Origin of the sequence: Pseudomonas sp. VD-NE ins, assembly GCF_031882575.1 — a bacterium.
In the GTDB taxonomy this organism is placed as follows: Bacteria; Pseudomonadota; Gammaproteobacteria; order Pseudomonadales; family Pseudomonadaceae; genus Aquipseudomonas; species Aquipseudomonas fluorescens_BZ.
Map to the genome: position 1 here is coordinate 154389 of NZ_CP134772.1, position 21019 is coordinate 175407.

The 21019-nt window shown below is 59.7% G+C and carries 17 protein-coding genes; 16 read left to right on the top strand and 1 reads right to left on the bottom strand.

Annotated elements, in window-relative coordinates; genetic code table 11:
- Positions 1-148 precede the first annotated feature (148 nt).
- The 14 genes from RMV17_RS00620 to pgaD all read left to right on the top strand — a co-directional run bounded on the left by RMV17_RS00620 (position 149) and on the right by pgaD (position 16889).
- Positions 149-610, top strand: coding sequence for a YbaK/EbsC family protein (locus RMV17_RS00620; protein WP_311884806.1), 462 nt, complete (start codon positions 149-151; stop codon positions 608-610).
- Positions 611-738: 128 nt separating this feature from the next.
- The gene (locus tag RMV17_RS00625; protein ID WP_311884808.1) at positions 739-984 is read left to right on the top strand and encodes a DUF2789 domain-containing protein; all 246 of its coding nucleotides are present in this window, start codon (positions 739-741) and stop codon (positions 982-984) included.
- An 86-nt stretch (positions 985-1070) separates the two neighbouring features.
- Positions 1071-2561 (top strand): Fic family protein, encoded by a 1491-nt coding sequence (locus tag RMV17_RS00630; RefSeq protein ID WP_311884810.1) that lies wholly within the window; start codon positions 1071-1073, stop codon positions 2559-2561.
- Between the two features lie 118 nt (positions 2562-2679).
- Positions 2680-3108 (top strand): MarR family transcriptional regulator, encoded by a 429-nt coding sequence (locus RMV17_RS00635; RefSeq protein ID WP_108224212.1) that lies wholly within the window; start codon positions 2680-2682, stop codon positions 3106-3108.
- Positions 3105-5168, top strand: coding sequence for an FUSC family protein (locus tag RMV17_RS00640; protein ID WP_311884813.1), 2064 nt, complete (start codon positions 3105-3107; stop codon positions 5166-5168). The genes RMV17_RS00635 and RMV17_RS00640 overlap by 4 nt, the downstream gene beginning before the upstream one ends.
- Positions 5165-5374, top strand: a complete 210-nt coding sequence (locus RMV17_RS00645) for a DUF1656 domain-containing protein (protein ID WP_034151805.1) — start codon at positions 5165-5167, stop codon at positions 5372-5374. Before RMV17_RS00640 ends, RMV17_RS00645 begins: the two co-directional genes overlap by 4 nt.
- Positions 5371-6273 (top strand): HlyD family secretion protein, encoded by a 903-nt coding sequence (locus RMV17_RS00650; RefSeq protein ID WP_064389057.1) that lies wholly within the window; start codon positions 5371-5373, stop codon positions 6271-6273. Before RMV17_RS00645 ends, RMV17_RS00650 begins: the two co-directional genes overlap by 4 nt.
- Complete coding sequence (locus tag RMV17_RS00655) at positions 6270-7712, top strand: efflux transporter outer membrane subunit (RefSeq protein WP_311884818.1); 1443 nt, start codon at positions 6270-6272, stop codon at positions 7710-7712. The genes RMV17_RS00650 and RMV17_RS00655 overlap by 4 nt, the downstream gene beginning before the upstream one ends.
- A gap of 93 nt (positions 7713-7805) precedes the next feature.
- Positions 7806-8441, top strand: coding sequence for an NADH:ubiquinone oxidoreductase subunit N (locus RMV17_RS00660; RefSeq protein WP_311884820.1), 636 nt, complete (start codon positions 7806-7808; stop codon positions 8439-8441).
- Between the two features lie 320 nt (positions 8442-8761).
- Positions 8762-10267 carry a YdgA family protein gene (locus tag RMV17_RS00665; protein ID WP_311884822.1) on the top strand — a complete coding sequence of 502 codons (1506 nt, stop codon included), beginning with the start codon at positions 8762-8764 and terminating at the stop codon, positions 10265-10267.
- 250 nt (positions 10268-10517) lie between these two features.
- The gene (gene pgaA / locus RMV17_RS00670; RefSeq protein WP_311884824.1) at positions 10518-12998 is read left to right on the top strand and encodes a poly-beta-1,6 N-acetyl-D-glucosamine export porin PgaA; all 2481 of its coding nucleotides are present in this window, start codon (positions 10518-10520) and stop codon (positions 12996-12998) included.
- Between the two features lie 12 nt (positions 12999-13010).
- Positions 13011-15008 carry a poly-beta-1,6-N-acetyl-D-glucosamine N-deacetylase PgaB gene (gene pgaB, locus RMV17_RS00675; protein ID WP_311884826.1) on the top strand — a complete coding sequence of 666 codons (1998 nt, stop codon included), beginning with the start codon at positions 13011-13013 and terminating at the stop codon, positions 15006-15008.
- 1 nt (position 15009) lies between these two features.
- The gene (pgaC, locus tag RMV17_RS00680) at positions 15010-16365 is read left to right on the top strand and encodes a poly-beta-1,6-N-acetyl-D-glucosamine synthase (protein WP_034151812.1); all 1356 of its coding nucleotides are present in this window, start codon (positions 15010-15012) and stop codon (positions 16363-16365) included.
- Positions 16362-16889: a poly-beta-1,6-N-acetyl-D-glucosamine biosynthesis protein PgaD gene (gene pgaD, locus RMV17_RS00685; protein WP_311884828.1), complete on the top strand. Its 528-nt coding sequence runs from the start codon at positions 16362-16364 to the stop codon at positions 16887-16889. The genes pgaC and pgaD overlap by 4 nt, the downstream gene beginning before the upstream one ends.
- A 103-nt stretch (positions 16890-16992) precedes the next feature.
- Here pgaD and RMV17_RS00690 read toward each other — a convergent pair whose 3' ends face one another.
- Positions 16993-18522 (bottom strand): FAD-dependent oxidoreductase, encoded by a 1530-nt coding sequence (locus RMV17_RS00690; RefSeq protein ID WP_311884830.1) that lies wholly within the window; start codon positions 18520-18522, stop codon positions 16993-16995.
- A 139-nt stretch (positions 18523-18661) separates the two neighbouring features.
- Here RMV17_RS00690 and RMV17_RS00695 point away from each other — a divergent pair, with 139 nt between their 5' ends.
- Both RMV17_RS00695 and RMV17_RS00700 read left to right on the top strand, forming a co-directional pair.
- Positions 18662-19222 (top strand): YbhB/YbcL family Raf kinase inhibitor-like protein, encoded by a 561-nt coding sequence (locus RMV17_RS00695; protein WP_034151815.1) that lies wholly within the window; start codon positions 18662-18664, stop codon positions 19220-19222.
- An 87-nt stretch (positions 19223-19309) separates the two neighbouring features.
- Positions 19310-20989 carry a VWA domain-containing protein gene (locus RMV17_RS00700; RefSeq protein WP_311884833.1) on the top strand — a complete coding sequence of 560 codons (1680 nt, stop codon included), beginning with the start codon at positions 19310-19312 and terminating at the stop codon, positions 20987-20989.
- Positions 20990-21019: the final 30 nt, after the last annotated feature.

A 21019-nucleotide genomic window follows, 5' to 3' on the forward strand; every position in this document is an offset into this window, starting at 1 on the left:
GTTCTTTCAGTCTAGTTGAGGGTTGTCCTGTATGAATTTTGATCAATGTGCAGATATGTCCGGTGAGCGGATTTCCCTGCGCCAGACACCCGCCGAACTAGACTCAAAGACACGGCAACCACCGTTCAGCGCAACACCGAGGTGCATCATGCGTATGGCAAAAAAAGTCCAGAGCAGCCTGAACCGCGCGCACTGCGCATACGACATCGTCGCTCACCGGCATTCATCGAGCAGCCTGGAAACCGCACGAGTCGCCGGCGTGCCCGCCGAGCGCGTGGCCAAATCGATCATCCTCGACGACCACCACGGCCATTACCTGATGGCCGTGCTGCCGGCCAGTCGTCATCTGGACCTGAGCAAGGTACGCACCAGCGGCGAATGGCAACTGACCCGCGAAAGCAATCTGGCGCACATCTTCGACGACTGCGAACGCGGCGCGGTGCCGCCGCTGGGCGACTCCTACGGGCTGGACATGGTTATCGACCCGTTGCTGACGCGGCAGAAGGATATTTACCTGGAGGCGGGCAACCACAACTATCTGCTGCACATGAGCATGCCCGAGTTTCTGAAAATGGTGCCGCATGCCGAGGTGCGGGAGTTGAGTGATTAGGTTTTGTGGTGCCGGCACTGACGCCTTCGCGAGCAGGCTCGCTCCCACAGATTGATTGCATTCATCTGTGGGAGCGAGCCTGCTCGCGAATAATCTTCCAAACAGCCCATTTTTGAAGGAGTTGATCAATGGAAAGCCCAACGCACAACCTCCCATCACTATTCAAACAACTCGGCCTTCCCGACGAACCGGTCGACATCGAAAAATTCATCGCCACCCATTCCCCGCTCAAACCCGACCTGCATTTGGCTGATGCGTTTTTCTGGACGAAGAGCCAAGCGGATTTTTTGCGTGACGAGATTCTGGATGACGCCGATTGGGCGGAGGTGGTGGATCAGTTGGATGTGTTGTTGCGTAAGGGCAGAAGTGTGTAAAAAAAATTGTAGGAAAAGGCTGTAATGTAAAAAAAACATGCGCGATGTAAAAAAAACTGGGCTTTAATCGTCGCAGTGAATTTTTTATGTGGACGATGACGATGCCAACTGTTGGATATGCCCACCTGCGTGATGCGCTGAAGCTTAATGCATTTGCCCCCAAGCGCATTGCGATGATCAAACCGGTTACCCGGATTACCTTGATCGGTGAGTGTCTAGCGGTTCCAAACGGCGTCGCGCCGGCACAGGGTTCGACACTTGAGCACATCTTGTTTGCTCTGAAGCATGAGGGAATAAACCTGTGCATTCTTGCTCAGGCGCTTGAAACCGTTGAAGCGGACGAGTTGCTATGTGAGTTGAGCCGATCACCTAACGGGGTATTTATCCGCAAGGCCTGTTTTCTTTGGGAAAGTTTCACGGGCAAACAGCTGGAATATTCCGTACCGGTTCGGGGCAACGTTGTCGCTTTGTTTGATCCCAAGCGTTATGTCACCGGGCCTGCAATTCGAAATAGTCGTTGGCGGGTAGATTTTAACGGGTTGGGGTCAATGCGTTACTGCGCCACAGTCGAGCGTACGACTGAGCTGCAGGCGCTGCTTGATCTGGACATCCTTGGTCGAGCCCAGGCTTTTATGGCGACGTTGCCGCCGGAAATGATGGATCGGGCAATCAATTGGGCCTATCTGCATGAGACCCGCGATTCTTTCGCCATTGAGAAAGAAGAGCCCAACGAAGAAAAGTCGCGCCGTTTTGTTCGGCTTCTCCGCCAAGCCCATGAGCGAACAGAGTTGAGCGAAGACTATTTGGTCGAGTTGCAGAACAGTACGGTTTCCAATCCTTTCGATAAAGCTGTGCTTTTCCGTCAAGAACAGAACCATTTACACAACGGCTTGAGAGGCGCAGCTGGCGTCAGCTATGTCCCGCCTCCACCGCAATTGTGCAGGGAGTTGATGGACGAGTTGATGAGTTTTGCCAATCACTCAGCCAAGCAGGTTGATCCGTTGATAGCCGCAGCGGTTGTGGCTTTCGGGTTTGTCTTTCTTCACCCGTTCATGGATGGCAATGGTCGACTTTCACGTTTCCTGATTCACCAGACGCTTTGCCACTCTGGCGCTCTAAAAAATGGTTTGTTGTTACCGGTTTCCGTAGCGATGAAACACGAAGAGTCTGGCTATCTCGAAGCGTTAAAGGAGTTCTCGAAACCAGCAAGAGAGTTCTGGAATGTCACTTGGCTGGACGCTGATCAGATGGCTTTCGATTTTATTGGGCACGACTCGATCTATCGATTCTGGGACGGGACTCAATGTGCAGAATTTACCTTGCAGATGGCCTTGCGAGCATTGGAAGTGGAGCTGCGCGAGGAGACCGAGTTTCTTGAAAAATACGACTACGTCATCAAAGAGGTGAATGGGCGTTTTGACGTACGGGGGAGCGACCTCTCGAAACTGGTAATGATGTGTCTGGACAACGGTGACAAAGTTTCAAAGCATCGACGTAAGCAGTTCCAGTTCAGCGTGCCGGAGGAGGTTTTCGATTTCATTGAGCAGAGAGCGGGTGATTTCGATTCGGTAGGCTAACCCCTGAACAGGCAATTTGTTTCAAAACTTGACTGAAATTCCCCACCAATGCGATATTGATAGTTAGCAAACTAACAGTGTGCATTCCCCCGTGCCGAACGAACTCGACGCTCTCCAGATGAACATCAGCAGTGCCATGGTGGTGGCCGCCAGGCATTGGCGGAAGATCTGCCAGACCACGCTGGTCAACTATGGAATCTCCGAAGCCTGCGCCGTGCCGCTGTTGATGATCGGGCGGCTGGGCGAAGGCGTGCGCCAGGTTCAGGTGGCGCAGGCGGCCGGGATGGAGAGTCCGTCGCTGGTGCGTCTGCTTGATCAGTTGTGCCATTCCGGCTACGTCTGCCGCACTGAAGATGCCCAGGATCGCCGCGCCAAATGCCTGAGCCTGACCGACACCGGGCGTGAACTGGTGCAGGCGGTCGAGATCGAACTGGTGCGCTTGCGTCATGAGGTGCTTGAAGGCATCGAGCAAAGCGATCTGGAAGCTACGCTTCGGGTACTCAGAGCTTTTGAGGCGGCCAGTCCGCCTGTGGTGGTCAATTCTTGAACGGTTTTTTCTCCGGCATTCCGCCGGCCCGCGACTGGTTCTACGGGATCCGGACTTTTGCAGCGTCGATGATCGCGCTGTACATCGCCTTGCTCATGCAAATGCCGCGTCCGTATTGGGCGATGGCCACGGTGTACATCGTTTCCAGCCCGTTTCTCGGGCCGACCAGCTCCAAGGCGTTGTACCGCGCCATCGGGACTTTTCTCGGTGCGGCAGCGGCGGTTTTTTTCGTGCCGATGTTCGTCCAGAGCCCGTATGTGCTGGTGGTGGTCATCGCGCTGTGGACGGGGATTCTGTTGTTCATGTCCCTGCATTTGCGCACGGCCAACAGCTACGCGCTGATGCTCGCCGGTTACACCTTGCCGCTGATTGCCTTGCCGGTGGTGGATAACCCGCTGGCGGTGTGGGACGTGGCGGAAGCGCGTACGGAAGAGATTTTCCTCGGCATCGCCGTTGCTGCGGTGGTCGGTGCGATGTTCTGGCCGCGTCGTCTGGCGCCGGTGTTCAACGATGCTGTGAGCAAGTGGTTCGCCGACGCGACGACCTACAGCCTGAAATTCCTCAGCCGCGATGTGCAGCCAGAAGAAGTCACTGCGTTGCGCATGGCCATGGTCGCCAACTTCAACAGCCTTGAGCTGATGATCGGCCAGTTGCCTCACGAAGGCTCGCGACCGCAAACCGTGCGCAACACCAAAGAATTGCGCGGGCGGATGATTCATCTATTACCGGTGATCGATGCGCTGGAAGATTCGCTCTATGCTCTCGAACGGCGCACGCCAGAGCTGGTGGAAAAATTCGAACCGCTGCTCGCCGCGACCCGAGAGTGGCTCGCGCACCAAGACGCCGATCTCGACCGCAGGCAAGCCCTGAAAAATCAGCTCGAAGCCCTGCAACCGAGCGCCGAAGCGCTGGAGGATCGCAGGCAACTGCTGTTCTCCAACTCGATTTATCGCCTCGGTGAATTCATCGATTTGTGGCAAGACTGCCGCAGCCTGCAGGACGCGATTCTTTGCGAACGCCAGGACAGTTGGCGCGCGGTGTATCGCCACTGGCGACTGGGTCGGCTGACACCGTTTATCGACCGTGGGCTGATGCTCTATTCGGTGGCTTCGACGATTCTGGCAATCATCACCGCCTCGGTGCTGTGGATTTTGCTCGGCTGGCCGGACGGTGGCAGTGCGGTGATTCTGGCGGCGGTGGCGTGCAGCTTCTTCGCTTCGATGGACGACCCGGCGCCGCAGATTTACCGGTTCTTTTTCTGGACCGGGATGTCGGTGTTGTTCGCCAGCCTTTATCTGTTTTTGATTCTGCCCAACCTGCACGATTTCCCGATGCTGGTGCTGGCGTTCTCGATTCCGTTCATCTGCGTCGGCACCCTGACCGTGCAGCCGCGGTTCTACCTCGGCATGCTGTTGACGCTGGTCAACACCTCGTCGTTCATCAGCATTCAGGGGGCTTACGATGCGGACTTTTTCGCCTTTGTAAACTCCAACCTGGCGGGGCCGATCGGCTTGTTGTTCGCTTTCATCTGGACGCTGGTGGCGCGTCCGTTCGGCGCCGAACTGGCGGCCAAGCGGCTGACCCGTTTCAGCTGGAAAGACATTGTGCACATGACCGAACCGGCCAACCTTGCCGAACACCGCAAATTGGGCGTGCAGTTGCTCGATCGGCTGATGCAGCACTTGCCGCGTCTGGCCCTCACTGGCCAGGACACTGGCATCGCCATGCGCGAAGTGCGCGTCGGCCTGAACCTGCTCGACTTGCTCGCCTACACCCCACGGGTGACGGGCGCGCCGAATGCTTTGTTGCAGCAAGTGGTCAGTGAAGTCGGCGAGTATTTCCGTGCTTGCCTCAAGGCTGGCGAACGCTTGCCGGCCCCGGCCCCGTTGCTGATGACCCTGGATCGCACCCGTCGTGCGCTCAATGGCCACGGCGACGATGAAACCCGGCTAAACCTGTTGCACGCCTTGAGCGGTTTGCGTCTGGCGTTGCTGCCCGGCGTTGAATTCGTTTCCAGTGCCGAGCCCGAAGAACCGCTGCCCGATGGAGCGCCCCTATGATCGGTGATCTGGACATCAGCGGTATTTTCCTGCCGACCCTGCTGGTGCTGATGGGCATCACTTATGTGCTGTTTTTGTTGGTGCATGGCGTGCTTCAGCGCGTGCACTTTTACCGTCTGGTCTGGCACCGGGCATTGTTCAACGTGGCCCTCTACGCGGTACTGCTGTACGGCGTGGACTCACTCAGTCGATACCTGATGACATGAAAAAACCGTTTTTGACCATCGGTCGCGTGGTACTGACCCTGCTGATCGTGACTTTTGCCGTTGTCCTCGTCTGGCGCATGGTGATGTATTACATGTTCGCGCCATGGACCCGTGACGGCCACATTCGTGCCGACATCATCCAGATCGCCCCGGACGTGTCCGGACTGATCCAGCAGGTGGAAGTGAAAGACAACCAGTTGATCAAGCGTGGCCAGGTGCTGTTCAGCATCGACCAGGATCGCTTCAAACTGGCCCTGCGTCAGGCCAAAGCGGCTGTGGCTGATCGCGAAGAAACCTTGGCTCAAGCCCAGCGTGAAGCCAAGCGTAACCGTGGCCTCGGTAACCTGGTGCCGGCCGAGCAGCTGGAAGAAAGCCAGTCGAAGGTCGCTCGCGCGCAATCGGCACTGGCCGAAGCCATGGTCACCGTGGACAGCGCTCAGCTCAACCTCGATCGCTCGGTGATCCGCAGCCCGGTGGACGGTTACGTCAACGACCGCGCGCCGCGTCCGCAGGAATTCGTCACGGCCGGGCGTCCGGTGTTGTCGGTGGTCGACAGCAATTCGTTTCACATCGACGGCTATTTCGAGGAGACCAAACTCGACGGCATTCATGTCGGCCAGTCGGTGGATATCCGTGTCATCGGCGACCGCGCGAAATTGCGCGGGCATGTCGAAAGCATCGTTGCCGGTATCGAGGACCGCGACCGCACCAGCGGCAGCAACCTGTTGCCGAACGTCAACCCGGCGTTCAGCTGGGTGCGGCTGGCGCAGCGGATTCCGGTGCGGATTGCCTTTGACGACGTGCCGGAAGACTTCCGCATGATCGCCGGGCGTACCGCCACGGTGTCGATCATCGAAGATTCAAAAGTCGACGATAAGAAGCAGGAGCCCGCGCAATGAGCAGGGCGCTGATGATCGCCGGGTTGGGCGTGATGCTGTCGGCCTGTCAGATGGTCGGGCCGGACTATCACGTGCCTGAGGAGGCAGCGGTTCAGCGCAAGGATTTTCAGGGTGAGCTGGCGGTGGCGGGTAAGCCGGTGGTCTCGGCGCCTGTGCCCGCGGATTGGTGGCGTCTTTATAAGGATGCGCGGCTGGATCAACTGGTGCAGCAGGCCATGGCCTCCAACACCGATTTGCGCGTAGCGGCGGCGAACCTGCAACGGGCTCGCGCTCAGGTCGATGAGGCCGAAGCAGCGGGCGGCTGGAGCGCGGGTGTGAAGATGGGGGCGCAGCGTTTGCAAGAGTCTGGTCAGGCATTCTTGCTGCCGGAAAAAGTCCCGGTCGATAACGTCGGCGACATCGGCATCAGCGCTTCTTATCAGTTCGATCTGTGGGGCACCTTGCAGCGTGGCATCGAAGGTGCAAAGGCCAATGCCGACGCGACCCAGGCCGCAGCAGACACGGCGCGAATCACCTTGGTAGCAGACGTCGTGCGTGCTTACACCCAAGTCTGCGCGGCCAACGAAGAACGGGAGATCGCCCAGCACTCTCTCGACCTGCAATCGCAAGGCACCACGCTGATTCAGCGTCTGCGCGATGCCGGCCGCGGCGATGAAACTCAGGTGACTCGCTCGCAAACCCAATTCAAATCCCTGCGCGCCGAACTGCCGCGCTATGAAGCGGCCCGTCAAGCTGGGTTGTACCGTCTGTCGATGCTGCTGGCCAAACCGGTCGATCAATTGCCGGCCGGCACCGCCACCTGCGCCGAATTGCCGAAAATCGCCCAATTGGTGCCGGTCGGCGATGGTGCTGCGCTGCTCAAACGTCGCCCGGACATTCGCCAGGCCGAACGTCGTCTGGCCGCTTCGACCGCCGGGATCGGCGTCGCCACTGGCGAGTTGTATCCGGACATCAGTTTCGGCGCGACCATCGGCACTGTTGGTCTTATCGATGACTTGGGTGATCCGTCGACCAACCGCTGGGGCTTCGGCCCATCGCTGAGCTGGAAAGTGCCGACCAACGGCGCCCGTGCACGCATCCGTGAGGCCGAAGCCACCACCCAAGGCGCCTTGGCGCACTTCGACGGCGTGGTGCTCAACGCCATTCGCGAAACCCAGACCGGTCTGGCCCAGTACAGCGCCTTGCTGCAACGCCGCGACGCACTGGCCGATGCCGAGCAGTCAGCGAAACTGGCCGCCGACCAGATCCACCGCTTCTTCCAGGCCGGCCGCGAGTCATTCCTCGCTGACCTGCAAGCAACGCGCACCTACACGGACGTCACCGCGCAATTGGCCGCCGCCAACACCCAGGTTGCGATGAGCCAGATCGATTTGTTCCTTGCCTTGGGCGGCGGTTGGGAAAGCGGACGAACGAACGCTGCAAGCGCCAGCAAACCCTGAGGCCGTTGCTATGCTTTGAAGTGTTGGAAGGGCGCCCCGTGCAAAGCCCCCTTCCAGCGCACATTGCTAGCGCTGGTCTAGGGGAAACCAATAATGAAAAACCCTTACGCTCTCGGCTTCTGGTGCGCCCTTGCAGCGCTGGTGCTGCTGTCGGCCACCTATTTCTACGGCATCATGCTGGCCCACCAGATCGACAAGGCCATGATCTTTCTCGACAGCGTGACGGCGCTGATCGCGGTCATGGCAATCGTCGTCGTAGCATGGGCGTCAATCCAGGTGCAGCGGGTCAAAAAACGGCAGCTTGAACAGGGCAAGACCCTGGTGCTGATCTGGGACACCAAAGTCGCCCTGCGCCGGGTCGAAACCGTATTCGACCGTTATTTCTGGGGCAGTTACTGGCAGCCGGGGCGGACCTTCGCCGAAGTCATGGGCGAACTCACCGGCACGCCGCTGGAAAAAAGCCTCGAAGCGCTGAAAAAACAATGCCTGGAACTCGACAAGCAGATCGCCGACGAGGGCTGGCACTGGCTCAACAATGCCCGGGAACTGTCCGATGTCGCGACGGCCATGGCCCGTGAGCGTTATCAACTGGATTTCTGCGACCCGCGCGCTGACGGGCCCGGCGGGGCGGTGATTGATCGGGACTTTGAAGTGCTGGTGTATACCTGGACCGCGCGGCTGAAAAGCTTTGATCATCAGCTGGATGAGATTGAGGTTCAGTATTCCTGATTCTCTGCTGAATCATCTGGCCCCATCGCTGGCAAGCCAGCTCCCACAAGGTTTTCCGGTGTTCACAGAATTTGTGTTCACCCAAGATCCCTGTGGGAGCTGGCTTGCCAGCGATGGCGACTTTTAAAAACACCGAAACTCTTCCCGCCTGTCAACTGTCCACAATTCCCATAGACACTCTTTAACCTTTAAACATTGGGCCGTCTTGCGCGCCCGGTGCTAATCTCCACCGCTGAATTCAGCGCAGTCGAGCCGCGACCCGGTCACGGGTTCAGGGAAGACGACCACACTCACAGCCACGGAAATCGATCAGGTCATTCATGAATAAATCAGCAGGCGTGCTTCTCGGAATTGTTGTTGCCATCGGTGCGATCAGCGCGGGCGGGGCCTGGTACACCGGGACCAAGATCGAAGGCGTGTTGAACAACGCCGTCAGCAATGCCAACCAGGAGCTGCAAACCGCCATGGCCGGTTCCAATGGCACCGCGTCGCTGGAACTGGTGTCGCTGGAACGCCACACCTTCACCAGCACCGCGCACTATCGCCTCAAAGGTGAAGGCGAGATGTTCGGTGATGCGCCGGTCGAACTGCTGTTCGTTGATCACATCGAACATGGCCCGCTGCCGTTCTCGCGTCTGGTTTCGCTGAAATGGCTGCCGGTCATGGCCACCAGCAACTACGAGCTGGAAAAGAATCCGGCCACCGAGAAATGGTTCGCCGCCACCAAGGGCGCCGCGCCGCTGAAAGGCGTGACCAGCATCGGCTACGACGAATCCACCACCAGCACCCTCGATCTGCTGCCGTTCGAAACCGCACTGGATGAGCAGTCGAGCCTGAAGTTTTCCGGCCTGACCATGAACATTTCCGCCAACGCCAAAGCGCAGAAGGTCAAGGCGGACGGCTACATGGACAATCTGAAACTGGTGACCGTCGCTGAAGACCAGGCGCCGGTGCAGGTCGAACTCAACGGTCTGACCCTGGCCAGCAACCTCGCCAAGAGCAGCTACGGCTACTACACCGGGGAAAACACCCTGGTGCTGACCAACAGCAAAACCACCTTCGGCACCAAGCAATCGGTGCTCGGTGTGAAGAACTTCGAAATGAAGAACCTCACCGAAGAAACCGGCAGCAATGCTTCGGGTCGTGCTGATTACAAGATTGGCGAAGTCAGCCTCAACGAAAAGAAAATCGGCTCGGCCAATATGGCCATGAGCCTGAAAAACCTCGACATCCCGTCGACCATGTCGCTGATGCAGATCTACCAGACCAAATTGCAGCCGTACGAAAAAGCCGCCGCCGAGGCTGCAGCCCAGGGCTTGCCTGCGCCAGAGCTGAACCTGACCGAAGCGGAAAATGCGCAAGTCAAAGCCGACCTGCAAAAACTGCTGGCTGCCGGCCCACAGTTTGCGTTGGAAAACCTCTCGTTCAACACCGCCAACGGCGAGAGCAAGGCCAATCTGGTGATCGACCTGACCAAGCCGCAATCGTTGGACTTGCCGACAGATCAACTGGGCAAACAACTGATCGCACTGCTGGACCTGAATATTCAGGTGTCCAAGCCGATGCTGGTCGATCTGCTCAGCGTGCAGGCACAGTTGGATGGTCAGACTGACGCCAAAGCCATTGTCGATCAGTCCAAGGAAGCCGCCGACATGTTCGCGGGCATGGCGGTCGGTTCGCAGCTGGCGGTCGTCGACGGCAGCAACGTCGTGACCAAGTTGCATTACGCCGCCAATCAGGTCGAATTCAACGGCCAGAAGATGACCGTCGAGCAGTTCGTCGGCTTCCTGATGAACAAGTTCGCCGGCGTCACGCAAGTGCAGTAATCCTGCGCTCTTAATAGCAACGCCCGGCCTCCGTATCGCACGGACGCCGGGCGTTTTGCTGTCTGGCGTTCGGGTTTTCGGCTGAACCGCCAGCACGATTCTGAACAATTATTGTGTTCCAGAGATCGGTCTGCGCTTGCGTGCAAAACTGCCTGACTAAGCTTGGCCGTTGCATGTGCATTGGCGGCCACCGTTACGAATGGGCAAGGAGGGCATTGCGACCCGGCTGGCCATGTAAGGATGCTGACGCATGCCGCGTATTGATGTTCCTGTATTACATCGTGGTTTACGCCCTTTGTTCCGAGTCGCGCTGTGCAGCCAATTGCTCTGGCCGGCGCTGGCGTTTGCCGACACACCCTACGATCAAATGGTGCGCGACGCCCGTGCCGGGCAAACCACGCCTGCGCTGACGGTTTTGCGCCAGGTGCCCCCCGGCCAGTCGACCTCCGGGCAGATCAGCGATCACTTGCAGATCGCCAGTTGGGCCGGCCTCGACGCCGAAGTGCTGCAAGTCTATGAAGCCCAGGGCCGCGATCGCGTCCTGCCGGTGCAGGCACTGACCGCCACCGCCCGTGCCTATCGCAACCTCAAGCGTTGGGATCAAGCCACGCAGGTCTACAACAAGGCCTTGGCGCGGGAGCCGGATAATGCTGACCTGCAGCTCGGGCTGGCCCTGACTCAGGCTGACGCCGGCAAGCCCGACCAAGCGGTAAGCCGCGCCAAAGCGCTGGTGGCGGCCAAACCTGATGATCCGTCGCGCCGTCTCGCCTTGGGCTACGCCCTGACCCGTGCCAACAAACCTTACGACGCCCTGTTCGAATACGATCAGGCCTTCAAGCGCGCCGGCAGCAAGCCGGAAGTCGCTCGCGAATACGTGGTTGCTCTGCAAAAGGCGCGTTTGCCGGAACCGGCGCTGCGTCTGGCCAATCAGCGTCCGGGGTTGATCGATCCGGTCACGTTGCGTCGCCTCGAAGGTGATCTGGCCGCCGAGCGCGTGCGGCTCGCCGAACTCGCCACCCGCAGTGAAAAAGAACGCTACGTCATCGCCGACCGCGCACTGGCCGATTACGACAAGCTGCTCGCCACCTGGACACCGGACGCCACGGCTCACGACGACGTGATTCGCTGGCGCATCGACCGCATGGGCGCGCTCAAGGCCCGGGCGCGTACCGCCGACGTCATCAGCGAATACCAGAAGCTGCAAGCCGAAGGCGTGAGGATTCCGACCTACGCCCTGCGCTGGGTAGCGGCGTCGTATCTGGATCAACGTCAGCCGGAAATCGCCACCGACCTTTATCGCCAAGTGCTGGCGGCGCCGGACGCCGATGTCGGTGACCGACTCGTAGACACCACTGCGCTGTACTACTCGCTGCTGGAAAGCGACCGCGCTGATGAGGCGCGCAAAGTCGCCGAGGACGCCGCCAAGTCCCAGCGTCCGCGTGTCGAACTCAAGGGTTTGCCGATCGGCAACCCCAACGATGAATGGATGGACGCCCAGCAACTCGCCGCTCAGGCCGGCACTTACAGCGCTGACTTGCCCCATGGCGAGGAGCGCTTGCAGACGCTGGTCGATCAGGCGCCGGGTAACGTCGGTTTGCGTCTGGCTCAGGCCGATTTATACTTGGCCCGTAACTGGCCGCGCCGCGCAGAAATGCAGCTCAAGGAAACCGAGAGCATGGTGCCACGCGCCATGGGCCTGGAAATTGGCCAGGCCCACACCGCGATGGAATTACAGGAATGGCGGCAAATGGATGCGCTGACCGACGACGTCGTCGCACGCTATCCGGATAACCGCCAGGTACAGCGTCTGGCCCGTGAGCGCGAAGTGCATGACATGTCCGAGCTGCGCGTCGAAGCCTACGGCGGCAAGGCTAGCGGTGGTGGCAGTGGCGATGCCGGTGCTGTCAGCGGCAGCCGCGATTTTGGTATCCAGACCACCCTGTACAGCCCGCCCATCAATGAAGACTGGCGCGTGTTCGCCGGGGCCGGGTATGCCACCGGCGACTTCGCCGAAGGCACCGGGCACCACCGCTTTCAGCGTGTTGGCCTGGAACGCCGCACTCGTGACATGACCCTTGAAGCCGAAGTGTCCAGTCACGATTACGGTTTCGGCGACAAGCAGGGCGCACGGCTGGCGATCGCCCGTGACATCAACGATCACTGGCAGTACGGCGGCAGCCTCGAATACCTCTCGGCCGAGACGCCGCTGCGCGCGCTCAACAGTGACATCAAGGCCAATGGCGGCAGCGGTTTCATTCGCTGGCGCGCCAACGAAAGCCGCGAGTGGAAACTGTCGGTAAGCCCCTCGCACTTCAGCGACGGCAACAACCGCGTCGAAGCCTTGCTCACCGGTCGCGAGGGCGTCTACAGCGCACCGAACGTGCAGGTCGATGCGGGACTGGAAGTCGGCACCAGCCACAACTCCAAGTCCGATGACGTGCCGTACTTCAACCCGAAATCCGACTTCAGCGTGATGCCGCTGGTCAACGTCAATCACGTGCTCTACCACCGCTACGAAACGGCCTGGAGCCAACAATTCCAGGCCGGTGCGGGCACGTACAGCCAGCGTGAGCACGGCACCAGCGGCATGGCCCTGCTCGGTTACGGCCAGCGTTATGCCTGGAACGACGTGTTCGAGGTGGGCGGTTTGTTCAGTGTGATCAACCGGCCTTACGACGGTGATCGGGAGACCGATCTGCGTCTGCTCGTCGACCTCACTTTCCGCTTCTAGAAGAGTTTGAAGATGCCTTTGATTTCGCGTTTCATCCTTCTGCTGGGAGTGCTGCTGATCAGCGCCTGCGCCCAGCAAGCCCCGGCCTTCGCGCCGCCGTCCGAGCGTCCGCTGGCGGCCAGCGAAAAACCATGGCCGAAAAATCACGTGCTCGGCATTGCCTATCACGACGTCGAAGACCGCGATCCTGATCAGGCCGTGGTGGCGGTGCGCACCGAGCGCATGATCGAGCAACTCGCGTGGCTACGCGAGAACGGCTACAAACCGGTCACCGTCGACCAGATCATGGCCGCGCGCAAGGGTGGTCCGGAGCTACCGGCGAAAGCGATCCTGCTCAGCTTCGACGACGGTTATTCGAGTTTCTACACCCGCGTACTGCCGGTGCTGCGCGCCTATAACTGGCATGCCTTGCTGGCGCCGGTCGGCAGCTGGATCGACACGCCGCTCAATCAACCGGTGGATTTCGCCGGTGCTCCGCGTGCGCGTTCCGACTTTCTGACCTGGGATCAGATCCGCGAAATCTCACGCTCCGGGCTGGTGGAAATCGCTGCTCACACCGACGCCAATCACAAAGGTATTTTGGCCAACCCGCAGGGCAATCTGCAGCCTGCGGCGGCCACCCGGCGTTATGACCCAGTGACCAAGCGTTATGAATCCGAGGCAGATTTCCAGGCACGGATCCGCACCGACGTGAACAACATCTCGGAAAAAATCCGCAAGGTCACCGGCAACAAACCACGCGTCTGGGTCTGGCCGTATGGCGCGGCGGACGGCACATCGCTGACGGTAGTCGGCGAGGCGGGCTACGAAATGGCCCTGACCCTCGAAGACGGTCTCGACGCCCTCGACAACCTGATGAGCAGCCCGCGCTTTCTCGTCGCTTCGGATCCTGACGGCGAGCGTTTCGCCAACAGTATCGTCGACGTGCAGTCGGATTTCGTCATGCGCGTTGTGCATGTTGATCTGGACAACGTTTACGACCCGGATCCGGCGCAGCAGGACATCAACCTCGGAAAACTGGTGCAGCGCATCGCTGACTTGGGCGCCAACACGGTGTTCCTGCAAGCCTTCGCCGATCCCAAGGGCGATGGCCTGGTGCATTCGCTGTACTTCCCCAACCGTCACTTGCCGGTGCGTGCGGATATTTTCAACCGCGTCGCCTGGCAACTGCGTACCCGCGCTAACGTGAAGGTCTTCGCGTGGATGCCGGTGCTGAGTTTTGGTCTCGACTCGAAACTGCCGCGTGTGACCCGTTGGGACCCGAAAACCGGCATCACCTCGGTGGATCCGGATCAGTACCAACGCTTGTCGCCGTTCGATCCTGAAGTGCGACGGATCATCGGTGAAATCTACGAAGACGTGGCGCGCCTGACCTCGGTCAACGGCATTCTCTATCACGACGACGCGGTACTGTCGGATTTCGAAGATGCCGGTCCTGAAGCCTTGAAAGCCTACGCTGCCCACGGTTTGCCAGGTTCGATCGCCGCATTGCGCGACGATCCTGCAGCGATGCAGCGCTGGACGCGCTTCAAGAGCCAATACCTCATCGACTTCACCAACGAGCTGACCGCCAAAGTCCGTGCGATTCGCGGTCCGCAAGTGCAGACCGCGCGCAACATCTTCGCCGAGCCGATGCTCAACCCCGAGAGCGAAGCATGGTACGCACAGAACCTCGATGACTTCCTCGTGACCTACGACTGGACGGCACCGATGGCCATGCCGCTGATGGAAAAACAGACCCGGGCAGAGTCCGGCCCGTGGCTGGAAGCGCTGGTGGCCACGGTCAAAAAGCGCCCCGGCGCGCTGGATCGCACGGTGTTCGAATTGCAGGCACGCGACTGGACGAAAAAGGATCAGGCCGACATTGACGCTGCGGTGATTGCGGACTGGATGGGTCGCCTCAAGCGTCAGGGCGCGACCAGTTTCGGTTACTACCCGGACAACTTCCTCGACAACCTGCCGGACCTGAAAACCGTAAGGCCTGCACTCTCCAACAAATGGAATCCATAACATGCTGGATAGACTGTTAGCCCTGCTTGTTCTGGCGATCGTCCTCGGCGTACCGCTGGGGCTGATCTTCCTGGTGACCGGACAGTTCCTGATGGACTTCGTGTTCTTCTACCCGTTGTTCATGTCCGGGTTGTGGATTGCCGGTGGCTTGTATTTCTGGCTGCACTGGGAGCGCCACTGGCCGTGGCAGGACGACACCTTGCCGCCGCCGCTGGAAGGCGAGCCGCTGATCTCGATCCTGATCCCTTGCTACAACGAAGGTGACAACGCCGCCGACACCATCCACGCGGCGCTGGCTCAGCACTACCCGAACATCGAAGTCATCGCGATCAACGACGGCTCCAAGGACAACACCGCCGAAGTGCTCGATGCGCTGGCCAAGGAAGACCCGCGTCTGCGCGTGCTGCATCTGGCGGAAAACCAGGGCAAGGCTGTCGCTCTGCGCATGGGCGCGATTGCCGCGCGCAGTGAGTATCTGGTGTGCATCGACGGTGATGCGCTGCTGGCGCCGAACACCGCAGCCTATCTGGTTGCACCGATGCTGGATAACGCACGCCTCGGCGCGGTGACCGGTAACCCACGGATTCGTACGCGTTCGACGCTGGTTGGGCGGGTTCAGGTCGGTGAGTTCTCGTCGATCATCGGGCTCATTAAGCGTACGCAACGGGTGTTCGGGCGGATTTTCACCGTCTCCGGGGTGATCGTCGCGTTCCGTCGTACCGCGCTGAACCGCGTCGGTTACTGGAGCCCGGACATGATCACCGAAGACATCGATATCAGCTGGAAGCTGCAACTCGATCACTGGAGCATCTTCTACGAGCCGCGCGCGCTGTGCTGGATTCTGATGCCGGAAACCCTCGGCGGGCTATGGAAGCAACGACTGCGCTGGGCGCAGGGCGGTGCCGAAGTGCTGTTCAAAAACATCCGTGGCATCTGGCAGTACCGCCATCGTTACCTGTGGCCGCTGCTCTTCGAATACTGCCTGTCGACCGGTTGGGCGTTTACCTTCCTGCTGTCGGTGATTTTCTGGGGCGTCGGCAAGTTTGTGGTCATGCCGGAAGCCATCGCGGTGGATCACCTGATGCCGCCGGCATTTACCGGGTTGCTGCTGGCCTTTGTCTGCCTCGTGCAGTTCGCGGTCAGCATCGTCATCGACCGGCGCTATGAGCCGGGATTGGGCCGCACGATGTTCTGGGTGGTCTGGTATCCGTTGGTGTTCTGGCTTATCAGCCTGCTGACCACGCTGGTCAGCTTCCCCAAAGTGCTGTTCGGCCAACATCAGAAACGTGCGCGTTGGGTCAGTCCTGATCGGGGCATCAAACCGATCGGCGACGACGAAGAGGAGGTCATAAAATGAAAATCATCCGGACTCGCCAGCGGCCCTTTCTGGTAGTGATCGATGTGATCCTCACCGTGCTGGCCTGGATTGGCCTGCTGTTTCTACTGATCCGTGGCTTGTGGCCGCTGGTCGAAACCCATGCGGGCGGGCCGCTGATCGATAAATCGGCGTTCGACGCGCTGGGTACCCTGCAGATTTATCTGTGGATTGCCTTGGTCAACGCGGTGATTCTGATTTCCTGGGCGCGTTATCAGCAGCGCAAGAGTCGCAGTTTTGCCCAGCGCAGGCTGCCGTCGCCGGTGATTGACGATGAAGGGCTGAGCAAGAGTTTCAAACTCTGCGATGACCGCTTTCAAAAGCTGCGCACGCCCGGGGTGATGACCATTCATAACGATCAGGAAGGCGACATCAGCCATGTGGTGACGCATTTCTGGCCGGTGCAAAAGGAAGAGTTGCCTCCACCATTGGCACCGCTCGAGCATCCGCGTGTGATCTTTCTGCATGCTGAAGATGATGACAATCGGGAGCCCTTGCTTCGTTAATTGATCGTTCCCACGCTCTGCGTGGGAATGCCTCTTGGGACGCTCCGCGTCCAGTGACGCGGAGCGTCACGGGCTGCATTCCCACGCAGGAGCGTGGGAACGATCAAGCGTAATCGCGGACCAGTGTCCAGGCCTCTTCCATTGCCAGCGGTTGCTTCATTCGCTCGGCCAGCAGCGCCATCGTCCGTTCCTTCTCGCAAGCGACTGCAGCAACCAGCACACCGTTTCTACCGAACAGACCAATGAACGGCGGTTGCTCGGGTTCGCCAAGAAACTCCACCTCATCCCAATGTTCGGCATGCCCAAGATAGTCGTAATTCTTGCCGAAGTGCCAGGTCCAGAAGAACGGTACGTCGAGGTAATGTTCATCGCCACCGAGCATGTTGGCAGCAGCGATGCGTGCGTGCTGCTGAGCCAGGCGCCAGTGCTCGATACGTTGCAACTGGCCGTTCAACGGGAACGTGGCGATATCGCCGATGGCCCATACGCCTTCGGTGACGCGCATGCCGTCATCGACGCGCAATGACTGATCTTTTTCTTTCGGCAGTGATGCGAATGCCTCGGTGGCCGGGTGCACGCCGACCCCGGCCAGCACCAGATCCGCCGAAAGACGCAGGCCATTGTCCAGCAGCACCGCCTCGACCTTGCCGTCGCCGATGATCTCGGTGGCTGCGTGCTCGGTGATGAATTTCACCCCGTTCTGTTCGTGCAGGGCGCGGATCGCCTTGCCCACGGCCTCGCCGAACTGAGCCGCGAACGGTATGGCGTGGCGCGCGAGTACCGTGACGTCGAGGCCGTATTGGCGCAGAGCCGAGGCGCATTCGAGGGCGATGAAGCTGTCACCGATGATCACGGCGCGTTGCTCCGGTTTGGCGGCGTTCATGATGCGTTCTGCCTGGGCTTTGGCGCGCAGCATGAATACCTGCGGCAAGTCGGCGCCGGGCAACTTCAACGGATTGGGCTCGCCGCCGGTCGCGAGCACCGCCGCGTCGTAGCGCAGAGACTGACCGTCGCTAAGGTGCAGGGTTTTGTTCGGCGCATCGATTGATCTGATCTCGCCTGGTTGGCGTTCAATGCGCTGCGCTTTATAGAAGTCATCCTCCCGCAGCGGCGGTGTTTCTTGTGAGGGCATCTCCCCGGCGAGGACAAACTTGCTCAGCACTGTACGGTCGTAACCGGCCTGCGCCTCGCGATCGATCATCACGATCCGGCCACCAAAGCCCTTCTCCCGCAACGCCGCCGCGCACGCCGTACCTGCTGCGCCGGCACCGACGATCACAAAAGTGCGCGAATCATCCGCTGGAGGTGTATGCGGATGCGGCATCGGCTGATCATCGACCCAAACCTCATCGCCACGCAGCTCTAGCGGGTAGCGCTTGAGGCTGTCGAGGGCCGGTGGCTCGCACAGCGCGCCATCCTCCGCCCGAAACGCAGCCTTGTGCCACGGGCAGATCAGGCGTCCGTGACACAACGCACCGTCAGCCAGCGGCGCCCCGGCATGTGGGCATTCGCCCTGAAAGGCACGTATCTGGCCATTGGTGCGCAACAGCACAATCTTGCAGTCGCCGATTTCAACTTGCAGGCCACGCTCTTCAGGGACATCGGCAATAAGGGCGACACGGTGCAGGGACATGTTCGGCTTCCTCGCGGGCATTTCTCTTGTGAGTTTGCGCAGTAATCCGAGGTTCAGCCATTTGCTACTGCCACGGCACGAACGGTACAGCTATAGTTTGCAAGCCGACGACGGCCCAACTGCACAAGGTGCTCCCGGAATGACCCGATTGACCTCTCTCAACCCATGGCTGGCGGCCCTCGCCGTCACCCTTTGCGTGCAGTTTCCGGCGCAGGCCCAAGAGCGTTTCACCCTGAACATCCCGGGTGTTTCCGATAACCGCCTGTTCACCTCGGCAGCCGCCAGCGATGCCCCCGGTTGCGGCGGCAAGAACCAGTCGCCGGCCCTGAGCTGGAATGCCGGCCCCGCCGCGACCCAGAGTTACGCGATCGTCATGCACGATCCTGACGGCCAGAAAGGCCTGGGAGTCGATCACTGGATTCACTACGGCATCAAAGCCACCACACACCAGATTGCGGCGGGCGTCGGGGCGAAATCCGCCTTCGAGGGTGTTGGCGGCACCAACAGCAAGGGCAACACCCATTACATGGGGCCGTGCCCGCCAGTGGGCGACAGTGCGCACCACTACATCATCCAGATCTACGCACTGGATCTGGCACCAGACGCCTTGCCCGCCGGTCTGACCCGCGCCGAGCTGATGGAAAAAATCAAAGGCCATGTGCTGCGTAACAGCAGTGCGGTGCGGCGTTATCACCGCTGAAAATATTTTTAGCGGCGTTTAACCCGAACTGAAAGGGCTGCCCGTCTCAGTGGATGAATGATCAATTTCATCCTGAGGTCAGCCCCCATGTCACTTGCTCTTTTGCGTCCTGTTGCGGTTGCTGTGCTGCTGGCGCTCACCGGTTGCGGTGCTTCGTCCACACCCGATTCCGCTGCTGTGCCAGCGCCGGCGCAGCCTGAGGTGCTGGTTCAGCAGGAAGCCGTGATGGCTGACAGCTCAATGGCCAAACGCGCGCTGTACAAGATGCCTAATGCGGGCAGTGCGCCGATGCCGTTGAGTGAAAGTTATCCACAAGGCTATCGCGACGAGCAGCGCGAGCAGTATCAGACGTTGGCCGATAACCCGATCCACAGCGTCGCCGAGACGCCGGTTTCTACGTTCAGTGCCGACGTCGACACGGGCGCTTATGCCAACGTCCGTCGCCTGCTCAATCAGGGACGTTTGCCACCGGAAGGCGCGGTAAGGCTGGAGGAAATGGTCAATTACTTCCCTTATGACTACGCGTTGCCGAGCGACGGCTCGCCGTTTGGCGTGACCACAGAACTGGCCGCTTCGCCATGGAACCCGCGCACCCGCTTGCTGCGCATCGGTATCAAGGCATCCGAGCGCGCGGTGACAGAACTGGCCCCGGCCAATCTGGTATTTCTGGTCGACGTGTCCGGCTCGATGGACCGCCGCGAAGGCCTGCCGATGGTCAAAAGCACGCTGAAATTACTGGTCGATCAATTGCGCGATCAGGATCGCGTTTCGCTGGTGGTGTATGCCGGTGAATCGAGAGTGGTGCTGGAGCCGACTTCCGGACGCGAGAAAGCGAAAATTCGTACAGCTATCGAACAATTGACTGCCGGCGGTTCGACTGCTGGCGCGTCAGGCATCGAGTTAGCCTATCAAATGGCACAACAAGCTTTTATTCCCAAAGGCATCAACCGCATCCTCTTGGCCACCGATGGCGACTTCAATGTCGGCGTCAGCGACTTCGACAGCCTCAAGCAAATGGCTGTGGATAAACGCAAAACCGGGATTTCGCTGACGACCCTGGGTTTTGGTGTGGATAACTACAATGAACACCTGATGGAACAACTGGCCGACGCTGGCGACGGTAACTACGCCTACATCGACAACCTGCGCGAGGCACGCAAAGTATTGGTGGATCAGTTGAGTTCGACCCTCGCCGTGGTGGCAAAAAACGTCAAACTGCAGGTGGAATTCAACCCGGCGCAGGTCAGCGAATATCGCCTGCTCGGCTACGAAAACCGTGCGTTGCAGCGTGAGGATTTCAGCAATGACAAAGTCGATGCCGGCGAAATCGGCGCAGGGCACACGGTGACCGCACTGTATGAAATTGTTCCGGCAGGCGAGAAGGGCTGGCTGGAGCCGCTGCGTTACGGCAAGTCGGAGCCGGTTGTTTCCGGGAAGAACGGAGAATTGGCGATGCTGCGTGTGCGTTATCAACAGCCTGAAGGTGGGAAAAGTCTGCTGATCGAGCGGCCCATCGCCAATCAGGTCGCGCCTGCCAGCGAAGACCTGCGCTTTGCCGCTGCCGTTGCTGCGTTTTCCCAACAGCTTAAGGACGGTCGCTATACCGGCGACTTCAGCCTGAAAGATACGGAGACACTGGCCCGTGGCGCTCGTGGCGATGATCGCTTTGGCCTGCGCAACGAGTTCGTGCAACTGGTCGAGCTGGCGCAGAGCCTGCGCAGCTCAACCGCAGCGAACGTACAGCCCACTGAGCAACGGATTGAATAAGTGAGTCGTCTGAAAGGCTTCATCAGTCAG